Origin of the sequence: Octadecabacter sp. R77987, from assembly GCF_042466115.1 — a bacterium.
In the GTDB taxonomy this organism is placed as follows: domain Bacteria; phylum Pseudomonadota; class Alphaproteobacteria; order Rhodobacterales; family Rhodobacteraceae; genus SW4.
The window spans coordinates 2,689,882-2,714,813 of the sequence record NZ_JAXHBQ010000001.1; the positions used below are offsets into that span (position 1 = coordinate 2,689,882).

27 protein-coding genes, 1 tRNA gene and 1 pseudogene are annotated in these 24,932 nt (G+C 58.7%); 19 read left to right on the top strand and 10 right to left on the bottom strand.

The features are described from left to right. Positions 1–46 precede the first annotated feature (46 nt). Both SJY21_RS13665 and SJY21_RS13670 read left to right on the top strand, forming a co-directional pair. Complete coding sequence (locus SJY21_RS13665) at positions 47–685, top strand: arylesterase (protein WP_377511763.1); 639 nt, start codon at positions 47–49, stop codon at positions 683–685. A gap of 63 nt (positions 686–748) precedes the next feature. Then, positions 749–952, top strand: a complete 204-nt coding sequence (locus SJY21_RS13670) for a dodecin family protein (protein WP_377511766.1) — start codon at positions 749–751, stop codon at positions 950–952. Positions 953–970: 18 nt separating this feature from the next. Here SJY21_RS13670 and SJY21_RS13675 read toward each other — a convergent pair whose 3' ends face one another. Further along, positions 971–1,513, bottom strand: a complete 543-nt coding sequence (locus SJY21_RS13675; RefSeq protein WP_377511769.1) for a DUF4329 domain-containing protein — start codon at positions 1,511–1,513, stop codon at positions 971–973. Positions 1,514–1,613: 100 nt separating this feature from the next. On the opposite strand from SJY21_RS13675, the gene SJY21_RS13680 reads away from it, so the two are divergent. Then, positions 1,614–2,042, top strand: a complete 429-nt coding sequence (locus SJY21_RS13680) for a thioredoxin family protein (protein ID WP_377511772.1) — start codon at positions 1,614–1,616, stop codon at positions 2,040–2,042. 67 nt (positions 2,043–2,109) lie between these two features. On the opposite strand, the gene SJY21_RS13685 is transcribed toward SJY21_RS13680, so the two are convergent. Then, the gene (locus SJY21_RS13685) at positions 2,110–2,316 is read right to left on the bottom strand and encodes a cold-shock protein (RefSeq protein ID WP_148054651.1); all 207 of its coding nucleotides are present in this window, start codon (positions 2,314–2,316) and stop codon (positions 2,110–2,112) included. Positions 2,317–2,570: 254 nt separating this feature from the next. On the opposite strand from SJY21_RS13685, the gene SJY21_RS13690 reads away from it, so the two are divergent. Both SJY21_RS13690 and SJY21_RS13695 read left to right on the top strand, forming a co-directional pair. Beyond that, positions 2,571–3,098 (top strand): PhnA domain-containing protein, encoded by a 528-nt coding sequence (locus SJY21_RS13690; RefSeq protein ID WP_377511775.1) that lies wholly within the window; start codon positions 2,571–2,573, stop codon positions 3,096–3,098. 2 nt (positions 3,099–3,100) lie between these two features. Next, complete coding sequence (locus SJY21_RS13695; RefSeq protein ID WP_377511777.1) at positions 3,101–3,667, top strand: transposase; 567 nt, start codon at positions 3,101–3,103, stop codon at positions 3,665–3,667. Positions 3,668–3,710: 43 nt separating this feature from the next. On the opposite strand, the gene ettA is transcribed toward SJY21_RS13695, so the two are convergent. Then, positions 3,711–5,366 (bottom strand): energy-dependent translational throttle protein EttA, encoded by a 1,656-nt coding sequence (ettA, locus tag SJY21_RS13700; RefSeq protein WP_377511780.1) that lies wholly within the window; start codon positions 5,364–5,366, stop codon positions 3,711–3,713. A 298-nt stretch (positions 5,367–5,664) separates the two neighbouring features. Between ettA and SJY21_RS13705 the strand changes: the two genes are divergently transcribed. The 6 genes and pseudogenes from SJY21_RS13705 (at position 5,665) to SJY21_RS13730 (ending at position 11,785) form a co-directional block, all read left to right on the top strand. Next, positions 5,665–6,105 (top strand): universal stress protein, encoded by a 441-nt coding sequence (locus SJY21_RS13705; RefSeq protein WP_377511783.1) that lies wholly within the window; start codon positions 5,665–5,667, stop codon positions 6,103–6,105. 52 nt (positions 6,106–6,157) lie between these two features. Then, positions 6,158–7,683 (top strand): annotated as a pseudogene (locus tag SJY21_RS13710) (alanine/glycine:cation symporter family protein). Between the two features lie 124 nt (positions 7,684–7,807). After that, a complete protein-coding gene (gene mgrA, locus SJY21_RS13715; protein ID WP_377511786.1) occupies positions 7,808–8,842 on the top strand; it encodes an L-glyceraldehyde 3-phosphate reductase in 1,035 nt (344 codons plus the stop codon). Beyond that, positions 8,839–9,654 (top strand): TolB family protein, encoded by an 816-nt coding sequence (locus SJY21_RS13720; protein ID WP_377511789.1) that lies wholly within the window; start codon positions 8,839–8,841, stop codon positions 9,652–9,654. The genes mgrA and SJY21_RS13720 overlap by 4 nt, the downstream gene beginning before the upstream one ends. Before the next feature lie 26 nt (positions 9,655–9,680). Beyond that, positions 9,681–10,283, top strand: coding sequence for a nicotinate-nucleotide adenylyltransferase (locus SJY21_RS13725; protein ID WP_377511792.1), 603 nt, complete (start codon positions 9,681–9,683; stop codon positions 10,281–10,283). A gap of 38 nt (positions 10,284–10,321) precedes the next feature. After that, positions 10,322–11,785 (top strand): D-alanyl-D-alanine carboxypeptidase/D-alanyl-D-alanine-endopeptidase, encoded by a 1,464-nt coding sequence (locus tag SJY21_RS13730; protein ID WP_377511795.1) that lies wholly within the window; start codon positions 10,322–10,324, stop codon positions 11,783–11,785. On the opposite strand, the gene SJY21_RS13735 is transcribed toward SJY21_RS13730, so the two are convergent. Continuing rightward, positions 11,773–12,201, bottom strand: coding sequence for a tellurite resistance TerB family protein (locus SJY21_RS13735; RefSeq protein WP_377511798.1), 429 nt, complete (start codon positions 12,199–12,201; stop codon positions 11,773–11,775). The genes SJY21_RS13730 and SJY21_RS13735 overlap by 13 nt on opposite strands. Before the next feature lie 111 nt (positions 12,202–12,312). Between SJY21_RS13735 and SJY21_RS13740 the strand changes: the two genes are divergently transcribed. The 3 genes from SJY21_RS13740 (at position 12,313) to SJY21_RS13750 (ending at position 16,852) form a co-directional block, all read left to right on the top strand. Beyond that, positions 12,313–13,893, top strand: a complete 1,581-nt coding sequence (locus SJY21_RS13740) for a lysine--tRNA ligase (RefSeq protein WP_377511801.1) — start codon at positions 12,313–12,315, stop codon at positions 13,891–13,893. Between the two features lie 65 nt (positions 13,894–13,958). Next, entirely contained in the window at positions 13,959–14,360 is a 402-nt protein-coding gene (locus SJY21_RS13745; RefSeq protein WP_377511804.1) for a DUF4864 domain-containing protein, read from the top strand. 203 nt (positions 14,361–14,563) lie between these two features. Further along, positions 14,564–16,852 carry a glycosyl hydrolase family 28-related protein gene (locus tag SJY21_RS13750; protein WP_377511808.1) on the top strand — a complete coding sequence of 763 codons (2,289 nt, stop codon included), beginning with the start codon at positions 14,564–14,566 and terminating at the stop codon, positions 16,850–16,852. 30 nt (positions 16,853–16,882) lie between these two features. On the opposite strand, the gene SJY21_RS13755 is transcribed toward SJY21_RS13750, so the two are convergent. Beyond that, a complete protein-coding gene (locus tag SJY21_RS13755) occupies positions 16,883–17,341 on the bottom strand; it encodes a YdcF family protein (RefSeq protein WP_377511810.1) in 459 nt (152 codons plus the stop codon). Between the two features lie 106 nt (positions 17,342–17,447). Between SJY21_RS13755 and SJY21_RS13760 the strand changes: the two genes are divergently transcribed. After that, entirely contained in the window at positions 17,448–17,855 is a 408-nt protein-coding gene (locus SJY21_RS13760; RefSeq protein WP_377511813.1) for a universal stress protein, read from the top strand. A gap of 22 nt (positions 17,856–17,877) precedes the next feature. Continuing rightward, positions 17,878–18,195, top strand: a complete 318-nt coding sequence (locus SJY21_RS13765) for an antibiotic biosynthesis monooxygenase family protein (RefSeq protein WP_377511816.1) — start codon at positions 17,878–17,880, stop codon at positions 18,193–18,195. Here SJY21_RS13765 and SJY21_RS13770 read toward each other — a convergent pair. The 4 genes from SJY21_RS13770 to uvrB form a co-directional block, all read right to left on the bottom strand. Beyond that, positions 18,192–18,539 carry a hypothetical protein gene (locus SJY21_RS13770; RefSeq protein ID WP_377511819.1) on the bottom strand — a complete coding sequence of 116 codons (348 nt, stop codon included), beginning with the start codon at positions 18,537–18,539 and terminating at the stop codon, positions 18,192–18,194. The genes SJY21_RS13765 and SJY21_RS13770 overlap by 4 nt on opposite strands. 86 nt (positions 18,540–18,625) lie before the next feature. Next, the gene (locus SJY21_RS13775; protein WP_377511821.1) at positions 18,626–19,054 is read right to left on the bottom strand and encodes an excinuclease ABC subunit B; all 429 of its coding nucleotides are present in this window, start codon (positions 19,052–19,054) and stop codon (positions 18,626–18,628) included. Positions 19,055–19,226: 172 nt separating this feature from the next. Beyond that, positions 19,227–19,724 carry a hypothetical protein gene (locus tag SJY21_RS13780; RefSeq protein WP_377511824.1) on the bottom strand — a complete coding sequence of 166 codons (498 nt, stop codon included), beginning with the start codon at positions 19,722–19,724 and terminating at the stop codon, positions 19,227–19,229. 51 nt (positions 19,725–19,775) lie between these two features. Beyond that, positions 19,776–21,977: an excinuclease ABC subunit UvrB gene (gene uvrB / locus SJY21_RS13785; RefSeq protein ID WP_377511827.1), complete on the bottom strand. Its 2,202-nt coding sequence runs from the start codon at positions 21,975–21,977 to the stop codon at positions 19,776–19,778. A 121-nt stretch (positions 21,978–22,098) separates the two neighbouring features. On the opposite strand from uvrB, the gene SJY21_RS13790 reads away from it, so the two are divergent. The 3 genes from SJY21_RS13790 to SJY21_RS13800 all read left to right on the top strand — a co-directional run bounded on the left by SJY21_RS13790 (position 22,099) and on the right by SJY21_RS13800 (position 23,794). Beyond that, positions 22,099–23,295, top strand: coding sequence for a hypothetical protein (locus tag SJY21_RS13790; protein ID WP_377511829.1), 1,197 nt, complete (start codon positions 22,099–22,101; stop codon positions 23,293–23,295). Positions 23,296–23,360: 65 nt separating this feature from the next. Beyond that, on the top strand, positions 23,361–23,672 hold the full coding sequence (locus tag SJY21_RS13795) for an ETC complex I subunit (protein WP_377511832.1): 312 nt from the start codon (positions 23,361–23,363) through the stop codon (positions 23,670–23,672). A gap of 45 nt (positions 23,673–23,717) precedes the next feature. Next, a tRNA-Arg gene (locus SJY21_RS13800) sits at positions 23,718–23,794 on the top strand. A 162-nt stretch (positions 23,795–23,956) separates the two neighbouring features. On the opposite strand, the gene SJY21_RS13805 is transcribed toward SJY21_RS13800, so the two are convergent. After that, the gene (locus SJY21_RS13805) at positions 23,957–24,901 is read right to left on the bottom strand and encodes an ABC transporter substrate-binding protein (RefSeq protein ID WP_377511835.1); all 945 of its coding nucleotides are present in this window, start codon (positions 24,899–24,901) and stop codon (positions 23,957–23,959) included. Positions 24,902–24,932: the final 31 nt, after the last annotated feature.

Sequence of the window (24,932 nt, forward strand, 5' to 3'; positions counted from 1 at the left end):
GGGCTTTCAATGGCTTCGCACCTTTGGATATGGGGCAGTGCGGGGGATGCGCAACCTTGGAATTGCTGCGATTTTTACATGTGGCGCTGTGGCGCAGGCTGAACCGGTGACGATCGCCGCCCTGGGCGACAGCCTGACGGCGGGATACGGGCTTGAGGCTGATGACGGTTTGGTGCCGCAACTTGAGGCATGGCTGAACGACAATGGTGCCGATGTTGTGCTGATCAACGCGGGCGTGTCGGGGGATACAACGGCGGGCGGGCTATCGCGCGTTGGCTGGACGCTGACGCCGGACGTGGACGGGATGATCGTGACACTGGGCGGCAACGATTTTTTGCGCGGGATTGATCCGGCGGTGAGCCGCGAAAACCTGCGCGGGATATTGCAGGCGGCAAAGAACGCGGATGTTGACGTTTTGTTGATCGGGATTGAAGCGTCCAACAACTATGGCCCCGACTACAAGGCAGCATTTGACAGTATGTATCCTGACCTTGCGGCGGAATTCGGTGTGCAACTGGTGCCACGCTTTTTTCAGGGCGTGCTGGATGCGGCAGGTGTGCAGGACAACGTGCGTAACTACATGCAGCGCGATCGCATCCATCCCAACCCGGCGGGGGTCAAGGTGATTGTCGAAACCCTAGGCCCCGAGGTGCTGGCGTTTGTCACGCGTGTTTCCGCGCAATGACGTGGACGTGGCGTGCAGCCCTGTTAAGCTGGGCGTCCAACGTATCATTTTAAGGAGAGTTCCATGTCTGTCGCAAAGGTAATCGAAATCATCGCCTCCTCCGGCAAGTCGTTTGACGATGCTGTCGAGGAAGGCATCAAAGAGGCCTGCAAGACGCTGAACAACGTGACCGGTGCCTGGGTCGCTGACCAGAAGGTCACGGTCAAGGATGGCAAGGTTGATGAATACCGCGTTGTTCTGCGCGTGACATTCGTTCTGAAAGACTAGGGCACGGACGCGCCGCGCCTAACGCATCGCGGCGCGTTTCTGCAAGCCGCGATAGGAATAGCTGGTGCGCACGGATCCATCCGCGGCGGCCAGAAATTCTGGGTCTTGGGGCAGGCAACCGATCCCGCAGATCTGGCTGACTGTCATCGTGTCGGTATCCACATACCACAGACGCCCACCGGGTGTGGCCACATAGCCGTCGATCCCTGCCGCTTCATCGGATTCAATATCTGTCACCGACGGCACCTCGGAATCATATTCGGGGCTGTAGGTGCTGTGGGTGTGAAATGACGCAACCACTGTCAGTTTGATTGGCCAGTTGGGCAGTTGGCAGGTTGCCTCGTCGCCTTCCATAATCCGTGTGGCGCGCAACTCGCCCAGACGGTTGTAGCCGATAAAGCCGCACAGCTCGCGGTTTTCGGTGATGGAACGGGGCTGAATCTGGGCAAAAATATCCATGATAAAGGCCAGCTCTTCGCCGTCACCGGTGGATTCGGCGGTGTTGTCTTGGGCGAATGCAGGGGCCGCGAGAAGCGCGAGTGGCAGCAGAAATCTGAACATGCGCAAGTATTCCCGCGGTTATGGCCAAAGGCAATGGTCCCTTGCCAAAAGGGCACGCACGACATATTTGATTTTTGGAATATATTTTAGGAGGCCAATCATGGCTGGCAAGAAAATCACCTGTCTGTCTTGCGGGCAAACCAACGCCGTGCCGTTTGACAAACTGGCAGCGGGGCCGAAATGCGGGAAATGCAAGGCGGCGCTGATGCCCGATGCGCCGGTGGATGTGGATCTGGCGACCCTGGTCAAGGCGGCGCAGACCGACGATGTGCCGCTGGTCGTGGATTTCTGGGCGCCGTGGTGCGGCCCTTGCAAGATGATGGGACCGGAATTTGCCAAGGCTGCTGGCGCGCTGAAAGGTCAGGCGCGACTGATCAAGGTTGATACGCAGAAACACCAGTCCGCAGGCCAGCGCTATGGCATTCGCGGCATCCCGACGATGGTGGCGTTTAAGGGCGGGCGCGAGGTCAAGCGCCAGTCAGGGGCTGTCAGTGCGGGCGCAATCACCGATTGGGCCAAAGGGCTTTGAATGCAAAAAGGGGCAGCGCGATGCTGCCCCTTTTCGTATCTTAGCGATCCCCGAGGGGGCGCGTGATTTAGGCCAGAGCCAGGTTCACGGCGCTTTCGCGGCCATCGCGGCCAGCTTCGATGTCGAAAGTAACTTTCGCGCCATCAGCCAGACCGGTCATGCCGGAACGCTCGACTGCGGAGATGTGGACGAATACGTCCTTGGATCCGCCTTCGGGCTCGATAAAGCCGAAACCTTTGGTAGAGTTGAACCATTTCACGGTGCCATTAGCCATCGTGTATTTCCTTACATAGACGCTGCCCGCGATAGTGCGGCAGCCTTGGCTTAGTCAGTGCTAGATCGAAGAACTGTAGCCTATGAAGGAAGACAGGGGTCGAGATAGAATAACGTTCGCGAGGCTCATATGGGGTGGTTTGGCGAAAAAAGCAAGGGTTTTTGAGTCTGATGCTGCACTTGCGCGGATTTGCGCCTTGCCCTTCGGCGCAGTGCAATGCGACATGCGCACAAGGGATTTTGGAAGGATTTGCAATGCGCTGGGATGAATTGATGGATCGCGCGGGCGGCGTTTGCGAGTTTTGCGGCGCGGCTGACGGGTTGGCGAGTGTCGATGTTACGGTCGAGGATCAGGTCCTGCTCTGCCCCGCCTGCCGTGGCGAGCGTGACGTGCCCGATGCACACTGGCGCTGTCTGGAGGGGGCCGCGTGGTCTGGCGAGGCGTCCGTGCAGGTGGCCGTTTGGCGCAAACTGGCCGAGATTGACGAGGTCTGGGCGACCGAAGCGCGTGAAGGCATGATGATGGAACCCGACGTGGCCGCGCGTGCGGCGGATACGGGTTCGGGCGACGTGGTGCATCTGGACAGCAACGGGATGCGGCTTGACCACGGCGACACGGTTGTTTTAATTAAGGATTTGCCCGTGAAGGGCGCGGGGTTTACCGCCAAACGCGGCACGGCTGTGCGCGGGATTTCATTGGTGCCGGATAACGCGGGACATATCGAAGGGCGCGTTGAAGGGCAGCGGATTGTGATCTTGACGGAATTTGTGAAGCGGAAGTAGCCATGGCGGGACAAGTCCCGCCCTATGGTTTATTAACCAATTTGATGTTGGGTAGGATCGTGCCCAATTATCGACGCCCCGATCAGCTGAATGTGCCTGTGTTTTTCACGGTTTGCCTTGCGGATCGAAAATCGAACGCACTGATTGATTACATTGATATTTTGCGCAACGCGGTGCGTGTTACTCGGCGCGACCGACCCTTTGATATTCTTGCCTGGGTGGTCCTGCCGGATCATATGCACGCGATTTGGTCGCTTCCGGCGATTGATCGCAACTATTCCCAACGCTGGGGGCGTATCAAAGCTCGATTTTCCCGTGACGCCTGTAGGGCGGGACTTGTCCCGCCGCCCCAATCAGAACGCGGAAATCTCGGCCCGCCACAGCGCGGCGAAAGCGGCATTTGGCAACGCCGTTTTTGGGAGCATCACATCCGTGACACGGCGGACTTGAACGCGCATATCCGGTATTGCCATGTGAATCCGGTAAAGCACGGGTTGGTGGCGCGGCCCGAGGATTGGGCGTTTTCGTCGGTGCATCGTGAGATTGCAGCGGGAAGGTGGGCGGCGTGAGGTGGTCAAGGGTAAGGCGGGACAAGTCCCGCCCTACGTTTTCTTACCGCACAAACTTCTTATGCTTCATCCGTTTCGGCTCCATCGCGTCGGCCCCTAACCGCCGCTTTTTGTCTTCTTCGTAGTCTTCGAAGTTGCCTTGGAACCATTCGACGTGGCCTTCGCCCTCGAATGCAAGGATGTGGGTGCAGATCCGGTCGAGGAAGAAGCGGTCGTGGGAGATGACGACTGCGCAGCCGGCGAAATCGACGAGTGCGTCTTCGAGGGCGCGCAGGGTTTCGACGTCGAGGTCGTTGGTCGGTTCGTCAAGCAGCAGCACGTTGCCGCCGGATTTCAGCAGTTTCGCCATGTGGACGCGGTTGCGTTCACCGCCCGACAGGATGCCAACTTTTTTCTGTTGGTCGCCGCCCTTGAAGTTGAAGGCGGAACAATAGGCGCGCGAGTTCATCTGCGCATCGCCCAGTTGGATAATCTCGCCACCGCTTGAGATTTCTTCCCAGACGGTCGCATTTGCATCCAAGGCATCGCGCGACTGATCAACGTAGGACAGCTGCACCGTATCGCCCAGTTCAATCGTGCCGGAATCCGGTTCGGACTGGCCAGTCAGCATCGAAAACAGCGTCGATTTACCCGCGCCGTTGGGGCCGATCACGCCGACGATCCCGCCGGGGGGCAGGTCAAACGACAGGTCCTCGATCAACAGCTTGTCACCCATGTGTTTGGAAATGCCGTTGACCTCGATCACCTTGTTGCCAAGGCGCTGGCCGTTGGGAATGATGATCTGGGCACGGCCCATTTTTTCCCGCTCGGACTGGTTGGCAAGGTCGTTATAGGCGGTGATCCGCGCCTTGGATTTCGCCTGACGGGCCTTGGCGCCCTGACGCATCCATTCCAGTTCGCGTTCCAGCGTTTTTTGTTTGGATTTGTCTTCTTTGGCTTCTTTCGCAAGGCGTTTTGCTTTGGCCTCGAGCCAGCTGGAATAGTTGCCCTCGTGCGGGATACCCGAGCCGCGATCAAGTTCCAGAATCCAGCCGGTGATGGCATCAAGGAAATAGCGATCGTGGGTGACGATCAGGATTGTGCCTTTGTAATCAATAAGGTGCTGTTGCAGCCACGCGATTGTTTCCGCGTCCAGGTGGTTGGTCGGTTCGTCAAGCAGCAGCATATCAGGCGCATCAAGCAGCAGTTTGCACAGCGCGACGCGGCGCTTCTCCCCGCCCGAAAGGGTGGTCACATCTGCATCATCAGGGGGGCAGCGCAGGGCCTCCATGCTGACATCAATCTGCGCGTCCAGATCCCAAAGGTTTTGCGCGTCGATTTCATCTTGCAGCTTGGCCATTTCATCGGCGGTTTCGTCGGAATAGTTCATCGCCAGTTCGTTATAGCGATCCAGAATAGCCTTTTTCGCGGCGACACCCAGCATCACGTTTTCGCGCACGGTCAGGGATGCATCAAGTTCCGGTTCCTGGGGCAGATAACCAACGGTTGCGCCCTCGGCCGCCCACGCCTCGCCCTGAAACTCCTTGTCCTGACCGGCCATAATCCGCATCAGCGTCGACTTACCCGTGCCGTTCACCCCGACCACGCCGATTTTCACGCCGGGCAGGAAGTTGAGGCGGATGTTTTCAAACACCTTCTTGCCGCCGGGGTAGGTCTTGGACACGCCGTCCATGAAATAGACGTATTGATAGCTGGCCATGGGATTCTCCGTCATTTCGGTTGGGTTGGCATCTAGCGATTCCAGCGGTGAGTAGCAATGAGCGCAAGCGATTTCACGTGCAAAATGCGGCAATGCCGCGATGGGAAAAAGAACTGAAAATTGGGCAATACTGGTCGTAATGCATCGGGAACGAAACCATTTGCAAACCGTTTGCGCTGCATTTGGGTGCAAAGACAACTTTATCGCGCATGGAGCCGGATTCGCGGTATGATGAAGGGGCCACAAGGCCACAGAAGCCTTGGGCATCTGATCGGAACCAACAGTGACAGGGAACAAAATGTCCAAAAACAAATTGGTGGTCGGCCTTGACGGGTCACCTTCCGGAGAAAAGGCGCTTGCCCATGCAAAGGCGCAGGCGAAACTGATCGGCGACTGTGAGATCATGATTTGCTTTGTGATCGAATGGTCGCCTTTCTCGTTCCAGACGCCGGAAGAAAACGAGATGCGCCACAAGCGGCGTGAGGAGGAAATCGCGACGGCGAAGGAACGGGTCATTGATCCTGCCGTGGCAGCGACGCAAAAGGATGGCCTTGCGGCGACGGGTCTTGTCCGTCACGGCGACGCGGCCGAAATTCTTGACGATCTGGCCGAGTCCAACGGCGCCTTGCAGATCATCGTTGGCCGCACCGGTGCGCGCGGTCTGAAGGAACGCATCTTTGGTGGCGTGTCGGGGCGGCTTGTTGCGACGTCGCGTGTGCCCGTCACAATCATCCCATAAACAGGAGCCGATCATGAAAAAGACCTCAATCGCTTTGGCGGCAACTGCTGCCATGCTTTCTCCGGTCGCCGCACTGGCACAAGAGACAGCTGTAAGTTTTGATCAACGCGTCAACGATGTTTTTGCATCGTCCACGGGTTGGTTTGTGAACCTTATCTTTGCGCCCCTGCCCTTTGACGTGGCGGGCGCATCATTTCCGTGGATCGTGATGTGGCTGGTTGTCGCGGCGTCGATCTTTACCGTTTATTTCGGTGCAATCCAGTTTCGCGCGTTCGGGCATGCGATCAGCCTGGTGAAGGGTGATTATGCCGATCCCGATGACGCGGGCGAAGTCAGCCACTTTCAGGCGCTGACAACGGCTCTGTCGGGCACGGTAGGCTTGGGGAACATCGCGGGCGTGGCCGTTGCCGTTGGCATCGGCGGGCCGGGCGCCACGTTCTGGATGATCCTGGCGGGTCTCTTGGGGATGGCGTCCAAGTTCACCGAGTGCACCTTGGGTGTGAAATACCGGAACGAATATGCCGATGGCAGCGTTTCGGGTGGTCCGATGTATTACATGACAAAGGGCTTCAAGGAGCGCGGCCTGCCCGGTGGCGCCGTTTTGGCGGTGATCTTTGCGATCTTTACGATCGGTGGCGCGCTGGGTGGCGGGAACATGTTCCAGGCCAATCAGGCGCACGCACAGATTTCCGGTATTGTCGGGGATTATCCCGGCTGGATCACAGGCGTCGTGTTTGCGGCCGTTGTGTTCATGGTGATCGTTGGTGGTATCAAATCCATCGCGCAGGTGACAGAAAAAGTCGTTCCCTTCATGGGGATCATGTATGTCGTTGCGGCGCTGGTCATCCTGTTGGTCAACTTCAATCAGATCGGTTGGGCGTTCGGGCAGATCTGGGCAGGTGCATTTACCGGTCTTGGCGTTGCGGGCGGCTTTGTCGGCGCGTTGATCCAGGGTTTCAAGCGGGCGGCGTTTTCAAACGAAGCCGGTGTTGGTTCTGCAGCCATCGCCCACTCGGCGGTGCGCACGAAAGAACCCGTGACCGAAGGTGTTGTGTCACTGCTTGAGCCGTTTATCGACACGGTTGTGATCTGCACCATGACGGCGCTTGTCATCACGATCTCGGTGTTCTGGTCGTTGACCCGGCCACGGGTCTTTATGTCTTGAACGAGGCTGGAAACTCGATCCAGACGGCTGACGGGTCTTCGGGCGTGCAACTGACATCGGCGGCGTTTGCGGCAGGCTTTGCATGGTTCCCCTATGTGCTGGCGATTGCCGTGGTGCTGTTTGCATTCTCGACGATGATCAGCTGGTCCTACTACGGCCTCAAGGCCTGGACCTATCTGGTGGGTGAAGGCAAGGCCAAAGAGAACGTGTTCAAGGTGATCTTCTGCATCTTTATCGTGATCGGTGCCGCCGCCCAACTTGGCGCTGTCATCGACTTCTCGGATGCGATGATCTTTGCGATGGCCGTGGTGAACATCACTGCGCTCTACTTCCTGATGCCTATCGTGAAGCGCGAGATGAACAGCTATTTCGACCGGCTCAAGTCGGGCGAGATCAAGAAGTTTGAACACTAAGTTCGCACCTGTTGCGTAACGAGTGAACGGGGCGTGTCAGGAAACTGGCGCGCCCCTTTTCATAGGTGTTTGACAATGTCCTGTCCGCGTGGCCCATTCATCGCAACTCATGAAAGGATGCCCGATGACCTATGTTGCCGCCGCCGACCGCTATGAAAAGATGCCCTACCGCCGTTGCGGCAATTCGGGGCTGAAACTGCCTGCTGTGTCGCTGGGGCTGTGGCACAACTTTGGCCACGATTTCCCCCATCAAACCAAGCGCGAGATTTGCCACGCCGCCTTTGATCACGGGATCACACATTTCGATCTGGCCAATAACTATGGCCCGCCTGCGGGGTCGGCGGAATACGCCTTTGGGTCGATCATGGCCGAGGATTTCAAGCCCTATCGTGACGAGTTGATCATCAGTTCCAAGGCTGGTTACGAAATGTGGGATGGCCCCTACGGCGAATGGGGCAGCCGCAAGTATCTGATCGCGTCCTGTGACCAGTCGCTGAAACGGATGGGGCTGGATTATGTCGATATTTTCTATTCACACCGCTTTGACCCCGATACGCCATTGGAAGAAACCATGGGTGCGCTGGATCATATCGTGCGGTCGGGCCGCGCGCTTTATGTGGGCATTTCGTCTTATAACTCGGAACGCACCCGCGAGGCTGTGGCAATTTTGCGTGACCTTGGCACGCCCTGCGTCATTCACCAGCCGTCTTACAACATGCTGAACCGTTGGGTTGAGCGAGACGGGCTGAAAGACACGCTGGCGGAACTGGGTGTCGGATCGATTGCGTTCACGCCCCTGGCCCAAGGGATGCTGACCAAGAAATACCTGGGTGGTGTGCCCGAAGATAGCCGTGCGGCGCAGGGAAAGTCACTGGATCAGGGGCTGCTGTCGGATCGTGCGATTGAAAACATTCGCAAGCTGAACGACATTGCAAAGGGGCGCGGCCAGACCCTTGCGCAGATGGCGATTGCCTGGGTGCTGCGGGGCGGCGGGATCACCAGCGCGCTGATTGGCGCAAGCAAGCCATCGCAGGTGATTGACTGCGCGGGCGCTGTCGCCAACCTTGATTTCAGCGCGCAAGAACTGGCGTTGATTGATGAATATGCCGATGAGGAAAAGATCAACCTTTGGGCCAGTTCTGCCGAGCTGGACGGATGATTTCAGAGCTGTGCACCTGTGATCTGGACGGCAATGTCACCGTTGTTCTGACCCATGACGGGCATATTGAAGCGCCCAACTGGCACCCTGACGGATATCTGATCGTCAACGGGGGCGGGCGGCTGTTTCGCGTTGATCTGGCCGCACCCGAGCTGGTGCAGATCGACACAGGTGCGGCGACGGATTGCAACAACGATCACGGGATTTCGCCCTGTGGCAAGATGCTGGTCGTTTCGGATGGGGCGCAAACGGACGGGTCGTGCCTTTATACGCTACCCGTGGGTGGTGGAGAACCAAAGCGCGTCGCGCAAGAAGTGCCGTGTTACTGGCATGGCTGGTCGCCCGACGGTGCGCGGCTGGCCTATGTCGGCACCCGCGGTGGCCCGTTCGGGGTTTACACGATCGGCGTTGATGGCGGTGCCGAGACCTTGCTGACCGAAGATTTCGACCATGTGGACGGGCCGGATTACACGCCGGACGGAAAATGGATCTGGTTCAATGGCGAACGGGACGGTGCGGTCGATTTGTGGCGGATTCCGGCTGATGGTGGAACGGCGGAACAGATGACCGATGACGGGCCGGTGAACTGGTTTCCGCATCCGTCACCGGACGGTGCACATATCGTCTATCTGGCTTATCCGACGGGCACGCGCGGGCATCCGGCGGGGCTGGATGTGGCATTGCGGATCATGCCGGCCAGTGGTGGGCCATCGCGAAAGCTGGTCGATCTGCACGGCGGGCAGGGTACGATCAACGTGCCAAGCTGGGCACCTGACAGTGGTGCCTTTGCCTTTGTGCGCTATCTGACCTAAGACGGATCAACCGAAACTGGGGGCCTTTGGTGGGTGATTTTCCGTATGCGCGTGCCGGTCAGGTGATTGGCCTGTTGGGGGGGTCTTTTGACCCTGCTCATCGCGGCCATGTGCACATCACCAAGGCGGCGCTGCACCGCTTTGGGCTGGATCGGGTGTGGTGGCTGGTCAGCCCTGGCAACCCGTTGAAACAGCGCGGACCCGCGCCGTTGCAGGACCGCCTGCAAGCGGCACGCGCAATGATGCAGCACCCGCGCGTGACAGTCACGGGAATCGAGGAAAGCCTTGGCACACGCTACACGGCGCAGACGATTGCAGCACTGCGCGCACGCTATCCCGGCGTGCGGTTCGTGTGGCTGATGGGCGCGGATAATCTGGCGCAGTTTCATCTGTGGCAGGACTGGGAAAGCATCATGGCGCAGGTGCCGGTCGGCGTTCTTGCCCGCCCCGGCGAGAGGATTTCGGCGCGCATGTCCAAGACAGCGCAAATTTACCGCGCGCGCCGGTTGCCGGGACGCGCGTCGCAATTGCTGGCTGACGCGGAGCCGCCAAAGTGGTGTTTTGTGAACCTTCCGATGAATGCGGCCTCGTCGAGTGCGATCCGTGCGCGGGGGGAATGGGGCGGATGATGAAACAAGTTTCAAGACGGGCGTTTTTGGGCGGGGCAATGTCTGCCGTGGCAGGTGTTGCGCTGGCTGACGCGCCGCTACGGTCCCTGCGCCCCGTCGCGCGCGACAATGTCGCGATCGAGGCCGCGAGCCGTGTATCGCCCCTTGCGCGCACCACCGCTGCTGAAATGATCGCCGAGGCGGACTTGGGTGGCACGGTCGGGTTTGTGGTGGCGGATGCGCGCACCGGTTCAATTCTAGAGAATACGGATGGCACAGTGCCGCTGCCCCCGGCCAGCGTCGCGAAGGCGGTTACAGCGCTTTACGCGCTGGACCGGTTGGGGCCGCAGCATCGGTTTGAAACACGCATAATTGCGGAAGGCGTAATTTCTGACGGAATCCTGGATGGTAATTTGATATTGGCCGGAGGGGGCGACCCGATCCTGACCACGGATCATCTAGCCGATATCGCCGCAAAACTGAAGGACACCGGCCTGCGCGAGGTGCGCGGCAAGTTTCAGGTCTGGGGTGGTGCGCTGCCCTATATCAATGAAATCGAACCGGGGCAGTTGGACCATCTGGGCTATAATCCCGCACTTTCGGGCCTGAACCTGAACTTTAACCGCGTGCATTTTGAATGGGCGCGGTCGGGTGGTGATTACCGCGTGACGATGGATGCCCGCAGCGAATTGCACCGCCCTGATGTGCGCATGGCGCGGATGCGTGTTGTCGGGCGCAACGTGCCGGTGTTCGCCTATGCGGATGGTGGCAGTTTTGACGATTGGAGCGTGGCGCGCGGCGCCTTGGCCAATGGCGGGTCGCGCTGGTTGCCGGTGCGCAAACCCGCGCTTTATGCTGGTGATGTGTTTACGACGATGGCGCGCGCGCAGGGGATTGTGCTGGGCACGACCGAATTGATTGACGATGTGCCTGACGGCGACGTTTTGGTCACGCACGGATCTGCCGATCTGCGCGAGGTGCTGCGCGATATGTTGAAGTATTCCACGAACCTCACGGCTGAAGTTGCGGGCCTTTCGGCCACGCGGGCGGCGGATGCTGACGTGGCAACCCATGTGGGATCGGCGCAGGCGATGGCGCGCTGGCTGGCGGAAAAACACGGGGTGCGGGCAGATTTCGCGGATCATTCCGGCCTGAGTGACGCGTCGCGGATCAGCGCGCTTGAGATGGTGCAGGTTCTTATGTCAGGCGCAGGCGGGCCATTGCGCCCGATGCTCAAGGATATTCCCATGGTTGACGACGAACGCAATGCGCTGCCAGACCATCCAGCGACTGTGGTGGCCAAGACCGGCACGCTGAATTTTGTCAGTTGCCTTGCGGGCTATGTGCGCACGGCGGGCGGGGTTGATCTGGCGTTCGCGATTTTTGCGGCCAATCTGGACAGGCGCGATGCAGCAAAGGCGCGCGGTGACGAAGTTCCCGAAGGGTCAATCGCTTGGAACGGGCGGGCCAAACGGTTGCAACAGCGGCTGTTGCAGCGCTGGGGGCTGGTTTACGCCGGATAAAGCGTCATGTGCCGTGCCCGCGAGCCGCGTTCGATTGCAGCGGCATGCAGCCGGTCGATGTTCAGCTCGTAGCGGATTTCTTCCAGCATGCGGCCTTCGGGTTCGGCAATCGCCCCGTCAGCGGCGGCCACATCACAGGCCAATGCATATGCGGTTTCATTCAGCCGTTCGGGGAGGGCATCGCGGATCAGGCCGAACAAGGCATCCAATCCGTCCTCTTGTTCAAACAGTTCAAACACCATTTGCGACATGCGCTTGACGTTATCCGCATCGTAATCGGCAAACACCGGCAAGTTGTTGATGATATTGGCGATTTTCACCAGTTCCGATGTGCGGATGTTCTCGTCCGAGGCGGACACGGCGATCATCAGTGCGGCAAGCGCGTCTTGCGGGGTCAGGGCGGCCGTGTCTGTCATGGGTTTGCTCCGTTTGTTACCCCTGACATTTATTGACGCTTGGCCGTTGCCGCAATAGGGAGTGCGCAATGTCGCACCATGGCGGGCGATATATGGAGAGTGAGAGAAATAATGTCCGATCTGCGCGACGCTGGAATGAAATCCAAGGCATGGCCCTTTGAAGAAGCGCGCAAGCTGTTGAAACGCTATGAAAAAGCGCCGCCGGAAAAGGGATATGTGTTGTTTGAAACGGGCTATGGCCCGTCCGGCCTGCCCCATATCGGCACCTTTGGCGAGGTCAGCCGCACGACGATGATCCGCCGCGCGTTTGAAGTGATTTCGGATATTCCCACCCGTCTGATCTGTTTTTCGGACGATGTGGACGGGATGCGCAAGGTGCCGGGCAATGTGCCCAATCCCGAAAAGCTGAAGGACTACCTGCAACTGCCGCTGACCAAAGTGCCTGATCCCTTTGGCGAATTCGAAAGCTTTGGCCATCATAATAACGCCATGTTGCGCCGGTTCCTTGATACTTTCGGGTTCGAATACGAATTTATCAGCGCGACCGAATACTACGCTTCGGGCCAGTTTGACGAGGTGCTGTTGCGCGCGGCGGAACGCTATGACGATGTCATGGCCGTGATGCTGAAATCGCTGCGCGAGGAACGCCGCGAGACCTATTCGATCTTTCTGCCGATCCATCCCGAAACCGGCCGTGTTCTGTATGTCCCGATGAAACATGTGGATGCGCAAAACGGCACGATCACCTTTGATGATGAAGACGGCCGCGAGTGGACCTTGCCTGTCACGGGTGGCCACGTGAAATTGCAGTGGAAGCCGGATTTTGGCGCGCGCTGGGCCGCGCTTGACGTTGACTTCGAGATGTATGGCAAGGACCACAGCACCAACACGCCGATCTATGACCGCATTTGCGAAATTCTGGGGGGTCGCAAGCCCGAGCATTTCACCTACGAGTTGTTTCTGGATGAAAACGGCCAGAAAATCTCCAAATCATCGGGCAATGGCGTGTCGATTGACGAGTGGCTGACCTATGCCAGCACCGAAAGCTTGTCGTATTTCATGTATCTCAAGCCCAAGACGGCCAAGCGGATGCATTTTGATGTGATCCCCAAGGCTGTGGATGAATATCACCAGCAGTTGCGTGCCTACGCCGATCAGGACACGGATGCGCGAGTGAACAACCCTGTGTTCCACATTCACGGACACAATGTTCCGGCCTCGACGATGGTTGTGCCGTTTTCGATGTTGTTGAACCTGGCGAGTGTGTCAGGGGCCGAAGACAAGGAAACCCTGTGGGGTTTCATTGCACGTTACGCGCCTGATGCGTCGCCCGACAAGAACCCCGATATGGACGCCGCGGCGGGTTTCGCCGTGCGCTATTACAACGACTTTGTGAAGCCCCATAAGGTGTTCCGCTTGGCCGAGGAACACGAGCGCGTGGCACTGCAAGACTTGCTGGCGCGCCTGAAGGCCTGGGATGGCGGGTTGGACGCCGAGGAACTGCAAAGCATGGTGTTTGCGGTTGGCAAGGAACACGGGTTTGACCCGCTGCGCGCATGGTTCGCTACCCTTTACGAAGTGCTGTTGGGGGCCACGCAAGGCCCGCGCTTTGGCGGTTTCATCGCGCTTTACGGGGTCGCTGAAACCATCGCGCTGATCGAGGATGCGCTGGCGGGAAAACTGGCCGCCTAAGGCTTTTTGAAACTAATCGGCCGCGTGATCCGTATCTTTTGGGTAACCAGAGGGAGGAATGGATCATGCGACGATTTCTTTTTGGGCTTGTGGTGGCCTTGGGCCTGCCATTCATGGCGCAGGCGCAGGGTGCCGAGATCGAGGATGTCATTGGCAGCCAGCTTGAGGCGTTCAATGACCGCAATGTCGAGGAAGCATGGCAATACGCCAGCCCGATGATCCAAGGCATGTTTGGCGATGCGGGCAATTTCGGGATGATGGTCCAGCAGGGCTATCCGATGGTCTGGGACAACCGCGATGTCCGGTTTCTGGAACTGCGCGAAATCGCCGGAGTCATGTATCAGAAAGTGATGCTGCGCGATGCCAGCGGCGGTTTGCACATTCTGGACTATGAGATGATCCAAACGCCGCAAGGCTGGCAAATTGATGGTGTTCAGATCCTGCCGGCACCTGACGTGGGCGCCTGAGCCATTGGCGAAGCCGCCTGCCTGAGCGTGGGGGTGTTGCCACCCTTCCCACCCCTGCGCGCGGTGGTCCAAGCGCGCGTTTACCCCTGATTGATACCTCTGCCAGCGGTTGATCTGCGTGATTTTGCGCGGGTTGCGGTCTGGATTTGAAGGCGTCTGGCGAAGTGAACCTTTGTCTGATTGGCCTGCGGAAAGGGGTTTTGATGAACAAGGCGATTACGGACGGGCTGGTGTTGATGCCGCCCGCGTTTGCGGATGGATTGGGCGTTTGGTCAAGCGGGGATGGCACCCCGGGGTCGGATACCTATGCGGGGTCTGGCACGGGTGTGTTGGTGCCGGCGGATCAGAATTTTGGCGGCTGTATCGAGATCCTGAAAAGCCAGTCAGTGACAAAACTGCGCTACATGGGTGAAACGACGATCCTGCCCGGTTGCTATTTGCGTATTTCAGCCAGGGTCAAGGCCGTTGGCGGGGCGTTGCCTTCGGTGCGGATTGCCGGTTGGGCAGGCGCGGGCGGTGGTGCGCATGTGAACGGTTTGGTTGAACATGGTCCGTCCGTGCAACTGACCACCTATGGCGAAGTTGTCGAGGTCAGCGCGATCCTTGGCACGGGGCAGCGCACCGGCGTGGACATGATCTGGGCCGATGCGATCTATGGCCATCTTGGCCTTGATCTGACGGGTCCGAATGGCGGCATCGTGCGCGTGGACGACATTGTCATCGAGGACATCACCAACGTCTTTATCCGCGATATGATGGGCGTGGTCGATGTGCGTGATTATGGCGCGATCGGCGATGGCATCGCCAATGACGCGGCCGCATTCGAGGCGGCTGATGCGGATGCGCAGGGCCGCGAGGTCTTGATTTCCGCCGGCACGTATTTCCTTAACAACAACGTCACGTTCCAGAACCAGGTGCACTTTGAAGGCAAGGTCACGATGCCTGCCGACAAGCGTCTGATTTTCCAAAAGAACTTTGACTATGCAACCTACCTTGATGCCTTTGGCAACGAGGAAGAAGCGTTCAAAAAGGCCTATCAGGCGCTGCTGAACTATACCGATCACGAAAGCCTTGATCTGGGCGGGCGTCGGATTGCGCTCTCGGAACCGGTGGACATGTTCGCAGCCGAAGGCACAAAGAACACCTTTGCGACCCGCCGCGTGATCCGCAATGGCCAGTTCCAGCCGATCACCGGCCCAAACTGGGACGACGATGTGGTGACATCGCAGGCGACCTATGCCGCATCATCGCCAAAGACCCTGACAGGTGTGTCCAACGTGGCCAATATCCAAAAGGGATCGCTGGTGACGGGCAATGGTGTTGGACGCGAGATTTACGTCAAGGACGTGAACGTGGGCGCGCAGACCGTGACCCTGTCCAACGCTTTGTTTGATGCCGAAGGGACGCAGAATTTCACGTTCACCCGCTTCAAATACCTGCTGGATTTCAGCGGCTATGATGATCTGAGCCAGTTTGTTCTGGATGACATCGAGTTTCAGTGCAACGGCAAGGCAAGCGCGATCATGCTGGCACCGCAGGGGCTGACATTCCATCTGCGTGACTGCTTTATCACCAAACCCAAGGATCGCGGGATCAGTTCGATCGGGGGTGGCTGTCAGGGGATGATGATTGACCGTTGCCAGTTCCTGTCAAATGAGCAAAGCCTGCTGGTCAGTCAGCGCACGTCCATCGCGTTCAACGTCAATGCCAATGACGTCAAGGTGCGCGACAACCGGATGATGATGTTTGAACACTTCTGCGTGCTGGGCGGCACCGGTGCCTTGATCACGGGCAACCACCTGTTTTCCGGCGACACCCAGGCCGAAGGCGTGCGCAAGGGCGGAATCATCTTTACGACGCCGAACGTGGCCTCGACGATTTCGGGCAACTACATCGACAACAACTTTGTCGAATGGACAAACGAACACGATGCGTCACCGGCACTGGGCGCGCAGTTTTCCTTTGGCGGACTGTCATTGACGGGCAACATTTTCCTGAGCATTGACGTGGCAGATTGGTTTAAATGGATCGTCATCAAACCGTATGGTGAAAACCACTTTATTCACGGTCTTTCGGTGGTCGGGAACGTGTTCCGTGCGATCAACGGGTATATTGATCGGGTTGAAGGCGTTGATACGACCTACGCCGACCTTGATTTCAACCGGATGCGCAATGTCGTGTTCAGCGCAAATACCTTCCACGGAATCCGGGATGAAACGCTGAACCCGCTAAGCATCGTGCACAATCAGGCCACGGCTGACCGTATCTGGATCGTCGACACGCAGCCATATCTTCCCTTTGGTGGCTGGGCGCGCACGGTCGAATCCTGTGTCACCGAGGGACGCGTTGCCGATGAAAGTGACGATGCCGTTTATGATGCACCGTGGATGTCACCGGCCTATGCGCCTGACAAGACCCAGTTCCGTGTGATCTGGAAGGTGCCTGTCACCGGCAAGGTGCGGTGTTCGGTGCGGATGGACAACCCGATCTAGGACCTGAAGGGGGCGTTGCAAGACGCCCCCTTATTTAATGCGCATTGCATAGGCGACATATGCGGGAACTTCACGCAGCATTGCCCGAATTTGCACTGCTGCCTTGGCCCCTCTCAGCGAAGGCGCAACTGATTTCGCGCGCAGCCCGTTCCGGCGCGCAACCAGCCGCGCGCGCGGCCCGTGATACCAATCCGTAACGATCACCACATCGCGTGTTTTCAGCAAGGGCACAGCCATCGCGATGTTTTCGCCCGTGGTTGTCGATTGATCCTCAAGCGTGATCGCACCGGCCGGAACGCCCGCGCTGACCAGCAGATCATACATTGCCGCGGCTTCGCTTGGGGGATGTTTGCCAAGCCCGCCACAGGCGATCAGCTGGTCCACTTCCCCGTCATGATATAGCTGCGCCGCACGCAGGGTGCGCCGCCGCAAGGTGGGCGAGGGGCCATCGGCCCAGACAGCCGCCCCAAGGATCAGTACCGTTTTCATCGGCCAAGCTTGGGCCAGTTCCCGCTTGCTTGAAAGGCCTATGACGCAGATCAATCCCAACCTGCGAATTTGCCGTTAAACTGGCGGCAACCAAAGGAGGATTCCCATGTATCGCAACGTCCTTGTTCCCATTGCCTATGACGCCGACCACGATCCCAAGGCCGCGATTGCGCTGGCCCAGGTTCTGGCCGCCAAGGATGGCAAGATAACCTTGCTGCACGTCATGGACGAGGTGCCATCTTATGCCTTGTCCTATATGCCTGCCGGATTCCGCGATGAAACCCGTGTGGCGCTGTCGCGCGATCTGGCCGAAAAAGCGTCCCTGTTGAAAAATGCCACCGGCCTTGTGATTGAGGGGCATTCAGGGCGCACAATCCTTGAGTGGGCCGAGGAACACGACGTGGATTGCATCGTCATGGCCTCGCACCGGCCCGGCATTTCCGACTATTTCCTTGGCTCGACAGCGGCACGTGTTGTGCGTCACGCGCCTTGTGCTGTGCATGTGATGCGCTAGGCTGGCCCGAAAGGAGGACGCCATGCTAACGATTGAAAAAGGGGCCGCGGGCCAGACCGTGCTCACCACATTCGAGGTGACGCCGGGCACCTGCGAGGACCTTCTTGAGGCGCTCACTGATGCCTATGAGGCGTGCATTTCCAAACAACCCGGCTTTATCGCCGCCGGTCTCCATGTGAACGACGCCCAGACCCGCATCGCCAACTATTCCAAGTGGGAAAGGCGCGAGGATTTTCAGGCCATGCTGCGCACACCGGAAATGCGCAAACGCAACCGCGCGATCAGCGAGTTGTGCAAAGGGTTCGAGCCGGTGATGTACGAAGTCGCGGCGGTGTTTTAGGTTTCGGGCGGCAGGTCACGCTGGCAAAACCGGCACACAACCGCCGCCTGTTTGATGGTTTCGGCGCAAAACGGGCATTCCTTGGTCGCGACGGGCAGCGCAGGTGGCGCGGCAGGGGGTTGCGGGATGGCGGGCGGCGCGGGCTGTTGGATGTAGTGCACGGTTTGCTGTGGCACCACGTCATCGGTAAAAATCTCGATGAAGGCCCAGATGACCCAAACGGGAAACAAGAAGATCAGCAGCAAGAGGGCGGCCACCCAAGACCGTTGAAAGGTCTTAATCGCGCCGCCAAACATCGCGATGATGATCGCGATGACAATGATCGCGCCGATAATTTCGCCCATTGTCACGTTTCCCCCAGCTTTGCCGCAAGATCATGCGAAGAAAAGGCAAGGGGGTCAATGTCTTGCGGGTGTTTTTGTCGGGTGTCCTAGGATGTGGCAGGGGTATCTGAAGGGCAGTCCCGAAACGCGCGCACGGCCGGGGCGGCGTCCGTCAGGATCATCGGCACTGTTGTTGGGCCGCTGGCGGCCAAGGCGCCTGCATTAAACTCCAACCCGTCGAGCACATTGCCAAAGCCGCGATCACGCACCGTCAGCGTGGCACCGTCTGTCACATGCCTGTCGGTGCCGATGGCCAAGGGGCGCGGGCCGATGAACTCCATGCCAAAGACCGGTGCGTCGGGCCATGTGCCGTCTTTCAACGTGATCGACAGCGCGTATTCCGGCAGGGTCGCATCATAGGTGATCACGATTGCGGCGGTGTCGGTGTCGTGGGCCAGTGTGCAAATCGGGTCGGGCGAGAACTCCCACGCGAAGGCAGGGAACGGGAGGGCAGCGAGGATGACGGCGAGGCGCATGAAGGGAAGATAGCGCAGTTTACGGCGGCGGGTAGGGCGGGATTTATCCCGCCGAGTGTGGCGGGTTTAACCCCGCCCTACGAGGTGCAAAGTGACCATGTAGAGCAATTGTACTTTGGCACGAAGCGTTTGTATCACGGTGAGGTGGGTCTCTCCCCACACCACGAATTGCTTAGAACCGACCTTGGTTACAATCGCCAAGGGCCTGCAAAGCTGCTGACGATCCTGAAAGTGAAAAATCTCCCATTGGCGCTCCGTTGGCATTCAATACTCGAAGCCTGTTTGCTTCCATGATTACACCAATAAGCAACAATGTGTTTCGCTCATCAACAAAGTCGTGCGTCACACTGTTTGACCATGACTGACCGCGCAAATCTAGACGATAATCGTCGGCCAACAAACTGAAACGGGCCGCGCCGCTTCGCAATCGCCAGCTTGGGTTAAACACTTCGAGAAATGCATCGCCATCACGGTAGAAGTTTAATCTGAAAATTGTGCCGTCACGGTTTGTTGTTTCAGCAGCGCAGAAAAGTCTGCCGCCATTCCTGTTGCGCAAGAGAGCGGTGTTCCAATCTCGGTAGTCGACGCTTCGCACTTGTTCAAAGGTTTGTGCAAAGCCAACACTTGGTAAGTACGTTAGCAAGATCAGCGCGAGTACAAAGCTTTTCATGTTCCGTTCCAATAATTAACAAGTTTAACCGTCCAGCAGGCCTGCGGAAGACTACCGCTTCCCCCCATACCGCGACTTCCCACCCCTTTGCCCCGGCCGTCCCGCCGTGCTGCGCCCAGCCATCTTGGTTGCGTCATCCACGGCCTTGTCCACGGCCTGTTGCCGCGCGAGCGGATCGTCTGCGATCGTCAGTTCTACGGTCTCTAGCCGCTTTACCTCGTCGCGCAGGCGTGCAGCCTCTTCAAACTCTAGGTTCTCGGCGGCCTTGCGCATGTCCGTCCGCAACCCGTCCAGCACCGCTTGCAGGTTCGCACCAGCCAGCGGCTTGTCGACCTTGGCGGTGACGCGGTTCATGTCCACATCACCTTTGTAGAGGCCCGCCAGAATATCCTCGACGTTCTTTTTCACAGTCGCGGGGGTAATCCCGTGTTCCGTGTTATAGGCGATCTGTTTGGCGCGGCGGCGGTCGGTTTCGCCCAGTGCGCGTTCCATTGAACCTGTCACCCGATCCGCATACATGATCACGCGACCATCGGCGTTACGCGCGGCCCGCCCGATGGTCTGGATCAGCGAGGTTTCCGAGCGCAGGAAGCCTTCCTTGTCGGCGTCCAGAATGGCGACCAGCCCGCATTCGGGGATGTCCAACCCCTCGCGCAACAGGTTGATCCCGATCAGCACATCGAACGCCCCAAGCCGCAGATCACGCAGGATTTCGATCCGTTCAATCGTGTCGATATCGCTGTGCATATAGCGCACCTTGATGCCGTTTTCGTGCAGGTATTCTGTCAGGTCTTCGGCCATCCGTTTCGTCAGGGTCGTGACCAGCGTGCGATAGCCCGCCGCCGTGACACGCCGGATTTCGTCCATGACATCATCGACTTGCGTATCAACAGGGCGGATCTCAACAAGCGGGTCCAACAGGCCCGTGGGGCGGATCACCTGTTCGGCAAACACGCCGCCCGATTGTTCCAGCTCCCATTTGGACGGGGTGGCCGAGACGAACACCGATTGCGGGCGCATGGCGTCCCATTCCTCGAATTTCAACGGCCGGTTATCCATGCAGGAGGGCAGGCGGAACCCGTGTTCGGACAGCGTCATCTTGCGGCGGAAATCGCCCTTATACATCCCGCCGATCTGCGGCACCGACACGTGGGATTCATCAGCAAAAACGATGGCATTGTCGGGGATGAATTCGAACAGGGTGGGGGGCGGTTCACCGGGTGCGCGCCCCGTCAGATAGCGCGAGTAGTTCTCGATGCCATTGCACACACCTGTGGCTTCCAGCATTTCCAGATCGAAATTCGTGCGCTGTTCAAGGCGCTGCGCTTCAAGGAGCTTGCCCTCGGCCACCAGTTGATCAAGGCGCGTGCGCAGTTCCTTTTTGATCTGGATAATCGCCTGCTGCATCGTCGGTTTGGGCGTGACGTAGTGCGAGTTGGCGTAGATGCGCACCTTGTCAAAGGTGTCGGTCTTTTCGCCGGTCAGCGGGTCAAATTCGGTGATGTTTTCCAGTTCTTCGCCAAAGAAAGACAGCTTCCATGCGCGATCATCAAGGTGGGCGGGCCAGACTTCCAAACTGTCACCACGCACGCGGAAGGTGCCGCGCTGGAACGCCGCATCGTTGCGTTTATAGGCCTGCGCGATCAGATCAGCCATGATTTGTCGCTGGTCGTAGTCCTGCCCCGCGTGCAAATCCTGCGTCATTGCGCCGTAGGTTTCCACCGACCCGATCCCGTAAATGCACGACACCGAGGCGATGATGATCACATCATCCCGTTCCAGCAAAGCGCGGGTGGCCGAGTGGCGCATCCGGTCGATCTGTTCGTTGATCTGGCTTTCTTTCTCGATATAGGTGTCGCTGCGCGCCACATAGGCTTCGGGCTGGTAGTAGTCGTAAAAGCTGACGAAATATTCCACGGCGTTGTCGGGAAAGAACCCTTTGAATTCACCATATAGCTGGGCCGCCAGCGTCTTGTTCGGGGCAAGGATGATGGCGGGGCGCTGGGTCGCTTCAATCACCTTGGCCATGGTGAATGTCTTGCCCGTGCCGGTTGCGCCCAGCAGCACCTGATTGCGTTCACCATCATTGATGGCGCCGGTCAGTTCGGCAATCGCCGTGGGTTGGTCGCCCGCGGGTTCAAATTCGGTGTGCAGCACAAGGCGCCTGCCACCCTCAAGCTTGTCACGTGCGCGCACATCGGGTGCAGGGTTGGACAGCACGGCGCTGGTTTCATCGGAATGGGCAAAGGGCATGGGCGTTTCCTGTGGCAGACCCGCTATAATTGATCCCTTTTTGTTCACGTTCAACCCCGCCACTGGCCCCAAGTCGTTCTTGCTGACACTATAGCTGACACAACGCTGTCAGGAGGGCGGGATGAAACTTGGGCTGATCGGTGTATGTCTTGCATGGGTTGCGTCAGGCGCGTTTGCTGATGTGCATCCGCCCCGTCCGGTCGCGGCTGCTGCAGCCGGGATGGGCGTCATGGTCACTGGCCCGCTGGAGGTCGTCTTTGACTGGAGCGCGGACCGTTGCGAGCGCTACAACATCCCCGACCTGCCTGCGCGCGCCTTTCGCGATGATGCCGGGCAGGTAAACCTAATCATCAGCCACAACACCACCTACCGGATGACAGGGCCGGACTTTGACACGCTCGCGATGGATTGCGCGCCTGTCATGCAAAGCACCTACGACAGTGACCCCGCACAATACGCCCATTACGAGTGGCTTGCGGCAGTTTATGCGGTGGGGGGCGGTGTAGTGCACGGGTTGGTGCACAACGAACACCACGGGAATGAACTGGTATCGGCGCAATGCCCGTCGGCAAGGTATGACCGCTGCTGGTATAACACCGTCACGGCCGTGCGATCCGATGATGGTGGTGCACAATTTACCCACCTGCGCGCGGCACCGGCCCATCGCGTTGCGGGGATCGAAAAGCCCTATGTGCCCGATGCGGGTATTTTTGGTGCGTTCAGCCCGTCCAATATCATTGCGCGGGATGGATATTACTATGCGTTCATCAAATTGCAGACCTACCCGCTGGGGTTTCAGCACGTTTGCCTGATGCGCACTGATGATCTGGGCGATCCGACGGCGTGGCGGTTCTGGGACCGGCTGGGATTTGAGGGCGTTTTTGTTGATCCCTACCGGTCAGATGACGCGCGTGCCCTTGGTGCATCTGTCTGCCCCGCCGTTGCCCTGGACCAGATCGCCGAGATGTACGAAGGGATCAGCTGGAACACCGCGTTGCAGAAATACGTGTTGGTCGGCACCAGCAACGATCCGGCACGCGACCCGAATGTCTATGGTTTTTATGTCGCCTTTTCCGACGATCTGGTGACATGGACCCGCCGCACGCCCGTGGTCGAGGCGCGCTTGCCCTGGCGCACCGATGACCCGACCGCGCCCGTTTACCTTTATCCAACGTTGATTGACCACGACAGCCCGTCGCGCAATTTCGAGACAACGGGTGCCACGGCATATCTTTACTTTACGCGCCTGAACGAAGGGCCAACCGGGCTTGACCGTGATCTTGTGCGCTTTCCGGTGGCGTTTCAGGCCGGCGATTAGGACGCCTTGCGCCACGGGGCGATTTGCCGGATAACAGCGTCACGTCAAAACCACCGGGGCCAGTCATGCGCGCACGAATTTACAAGCCAGCCAAAACCGCGATGTCATCGGGCACCGCCAAGACCCACAATTGGGTTCTGGAATTTGCGCCTGCGTCGGCACGCAGCGTTGATCCGCTGATGGGCTGGACATCGTCCAGCGACACCCAGGCCCAGGTGCGCATGTCGTTTGAAACCAAAGAGGCAGCGCTGGAATATGCCGCCGAAAACGGCATCGACGCGACCGTCCAAGAGCCAAAAACCCGCAAGGCCAACATCCGCGCGGGCGGCTACGGCGAGAATTTCGCCACCAACCGGCGCGGGGCATGGACCCACTAAGGGTCTTGCTGCAACGGTTTCGCCCCGCCATAAGGTGCGCCATGCGCTCCCTTAGCTCAGCTGGATAGAGCAGCCGACTTCTAATCGGCAGGTCGAGGGTTCGAATCCTTCAGGGAGCGCCATTTCAACTGAAATAACGCAATCGAAGTCGTGGATTACCGGAATTGGGATGCATCGGCGCGCTACGTGTGCCGGAAACGCTGTGGCATAAGTGCCTGACAGCGCCAGGCCTGCCGCAATGGGCCCAGCGAGGCACGACTGCGCCCCCCGCTAGACCCTGTTGCTTAGAATGGGCTGTCTGGATAGTAGAATTCAGCCGCATTTTCCTGGGTGATCAGAACCGACCCGATCACAAATGTGCCCGATACCGGCGCTGTAGATGTCAGGCCAACGGCGGTCATTTCGATGGCCGTAGCGATCATTGACGGTGGATAGGTCACGTTCGCAGGGATCATTTCATCGCCGTCACGTGTGCGGGCGATCATTTCCTTCATGCCGGCACCGCCCAGAACAAACTGGATATCGTCGCGGCCGGACTCTTCGATTGCGGCAAGAACGCCGATGGCCATATCGTCGTCCGAGGCCCAGACAGCATCAATGTTGTCATACTTGGACAGGAAATCCTGCATGACGGCAAAGCTGTCATCGCGGTTCCAGTTGCCGTGCTCCATTGCCAGCACATTGATGCCCGAACCGTCGATTGCGGCCTCAAAGCCCGCGACGCGTTCGTTGTCGATGGTGGTCGGGATGCCGCGGAACACGACGATGTCGCCGCCATCAGGCATGGCCGATACCATGTATTCACCCGAAACCGTGCCAAAGCCGGGGTTGTCGCCGGCAACATAAAGGTCTTCGATACCCGCAATCGCAAGGCCGCGGTCAACGACCGTCACCCATGCACCGCTGTCGGCCACGGCCTGAACAGGGCTGGTCAGCGGCTCGGATTCAAAGGGAAGCACGACCAGTGCTGAAATGTTGCGTGTGGCAAGCATGTCCTCGATATCGTCCACCTGCTTGGCAGGGTCCGAGGCCGTTGCCAGCACAAAGTCCAGTTCGGGATAGACCTCCTCCAGCCGGTCCACGGCCTCTTGCGCGTGGAAATTCATGCCACCGGCCCAGCCGTGTGTGGCCGCCGGGATCGACACGCCGATCACCTTGGTGTCTTGCGCCATCACGGGCGCGGCAAGCGTCGCGACCAGTGCAGCTGCGGTTACTGTCGTAAGTTTCATGGTTTTTCTCCTCTGTTGACCATGGTGGTGC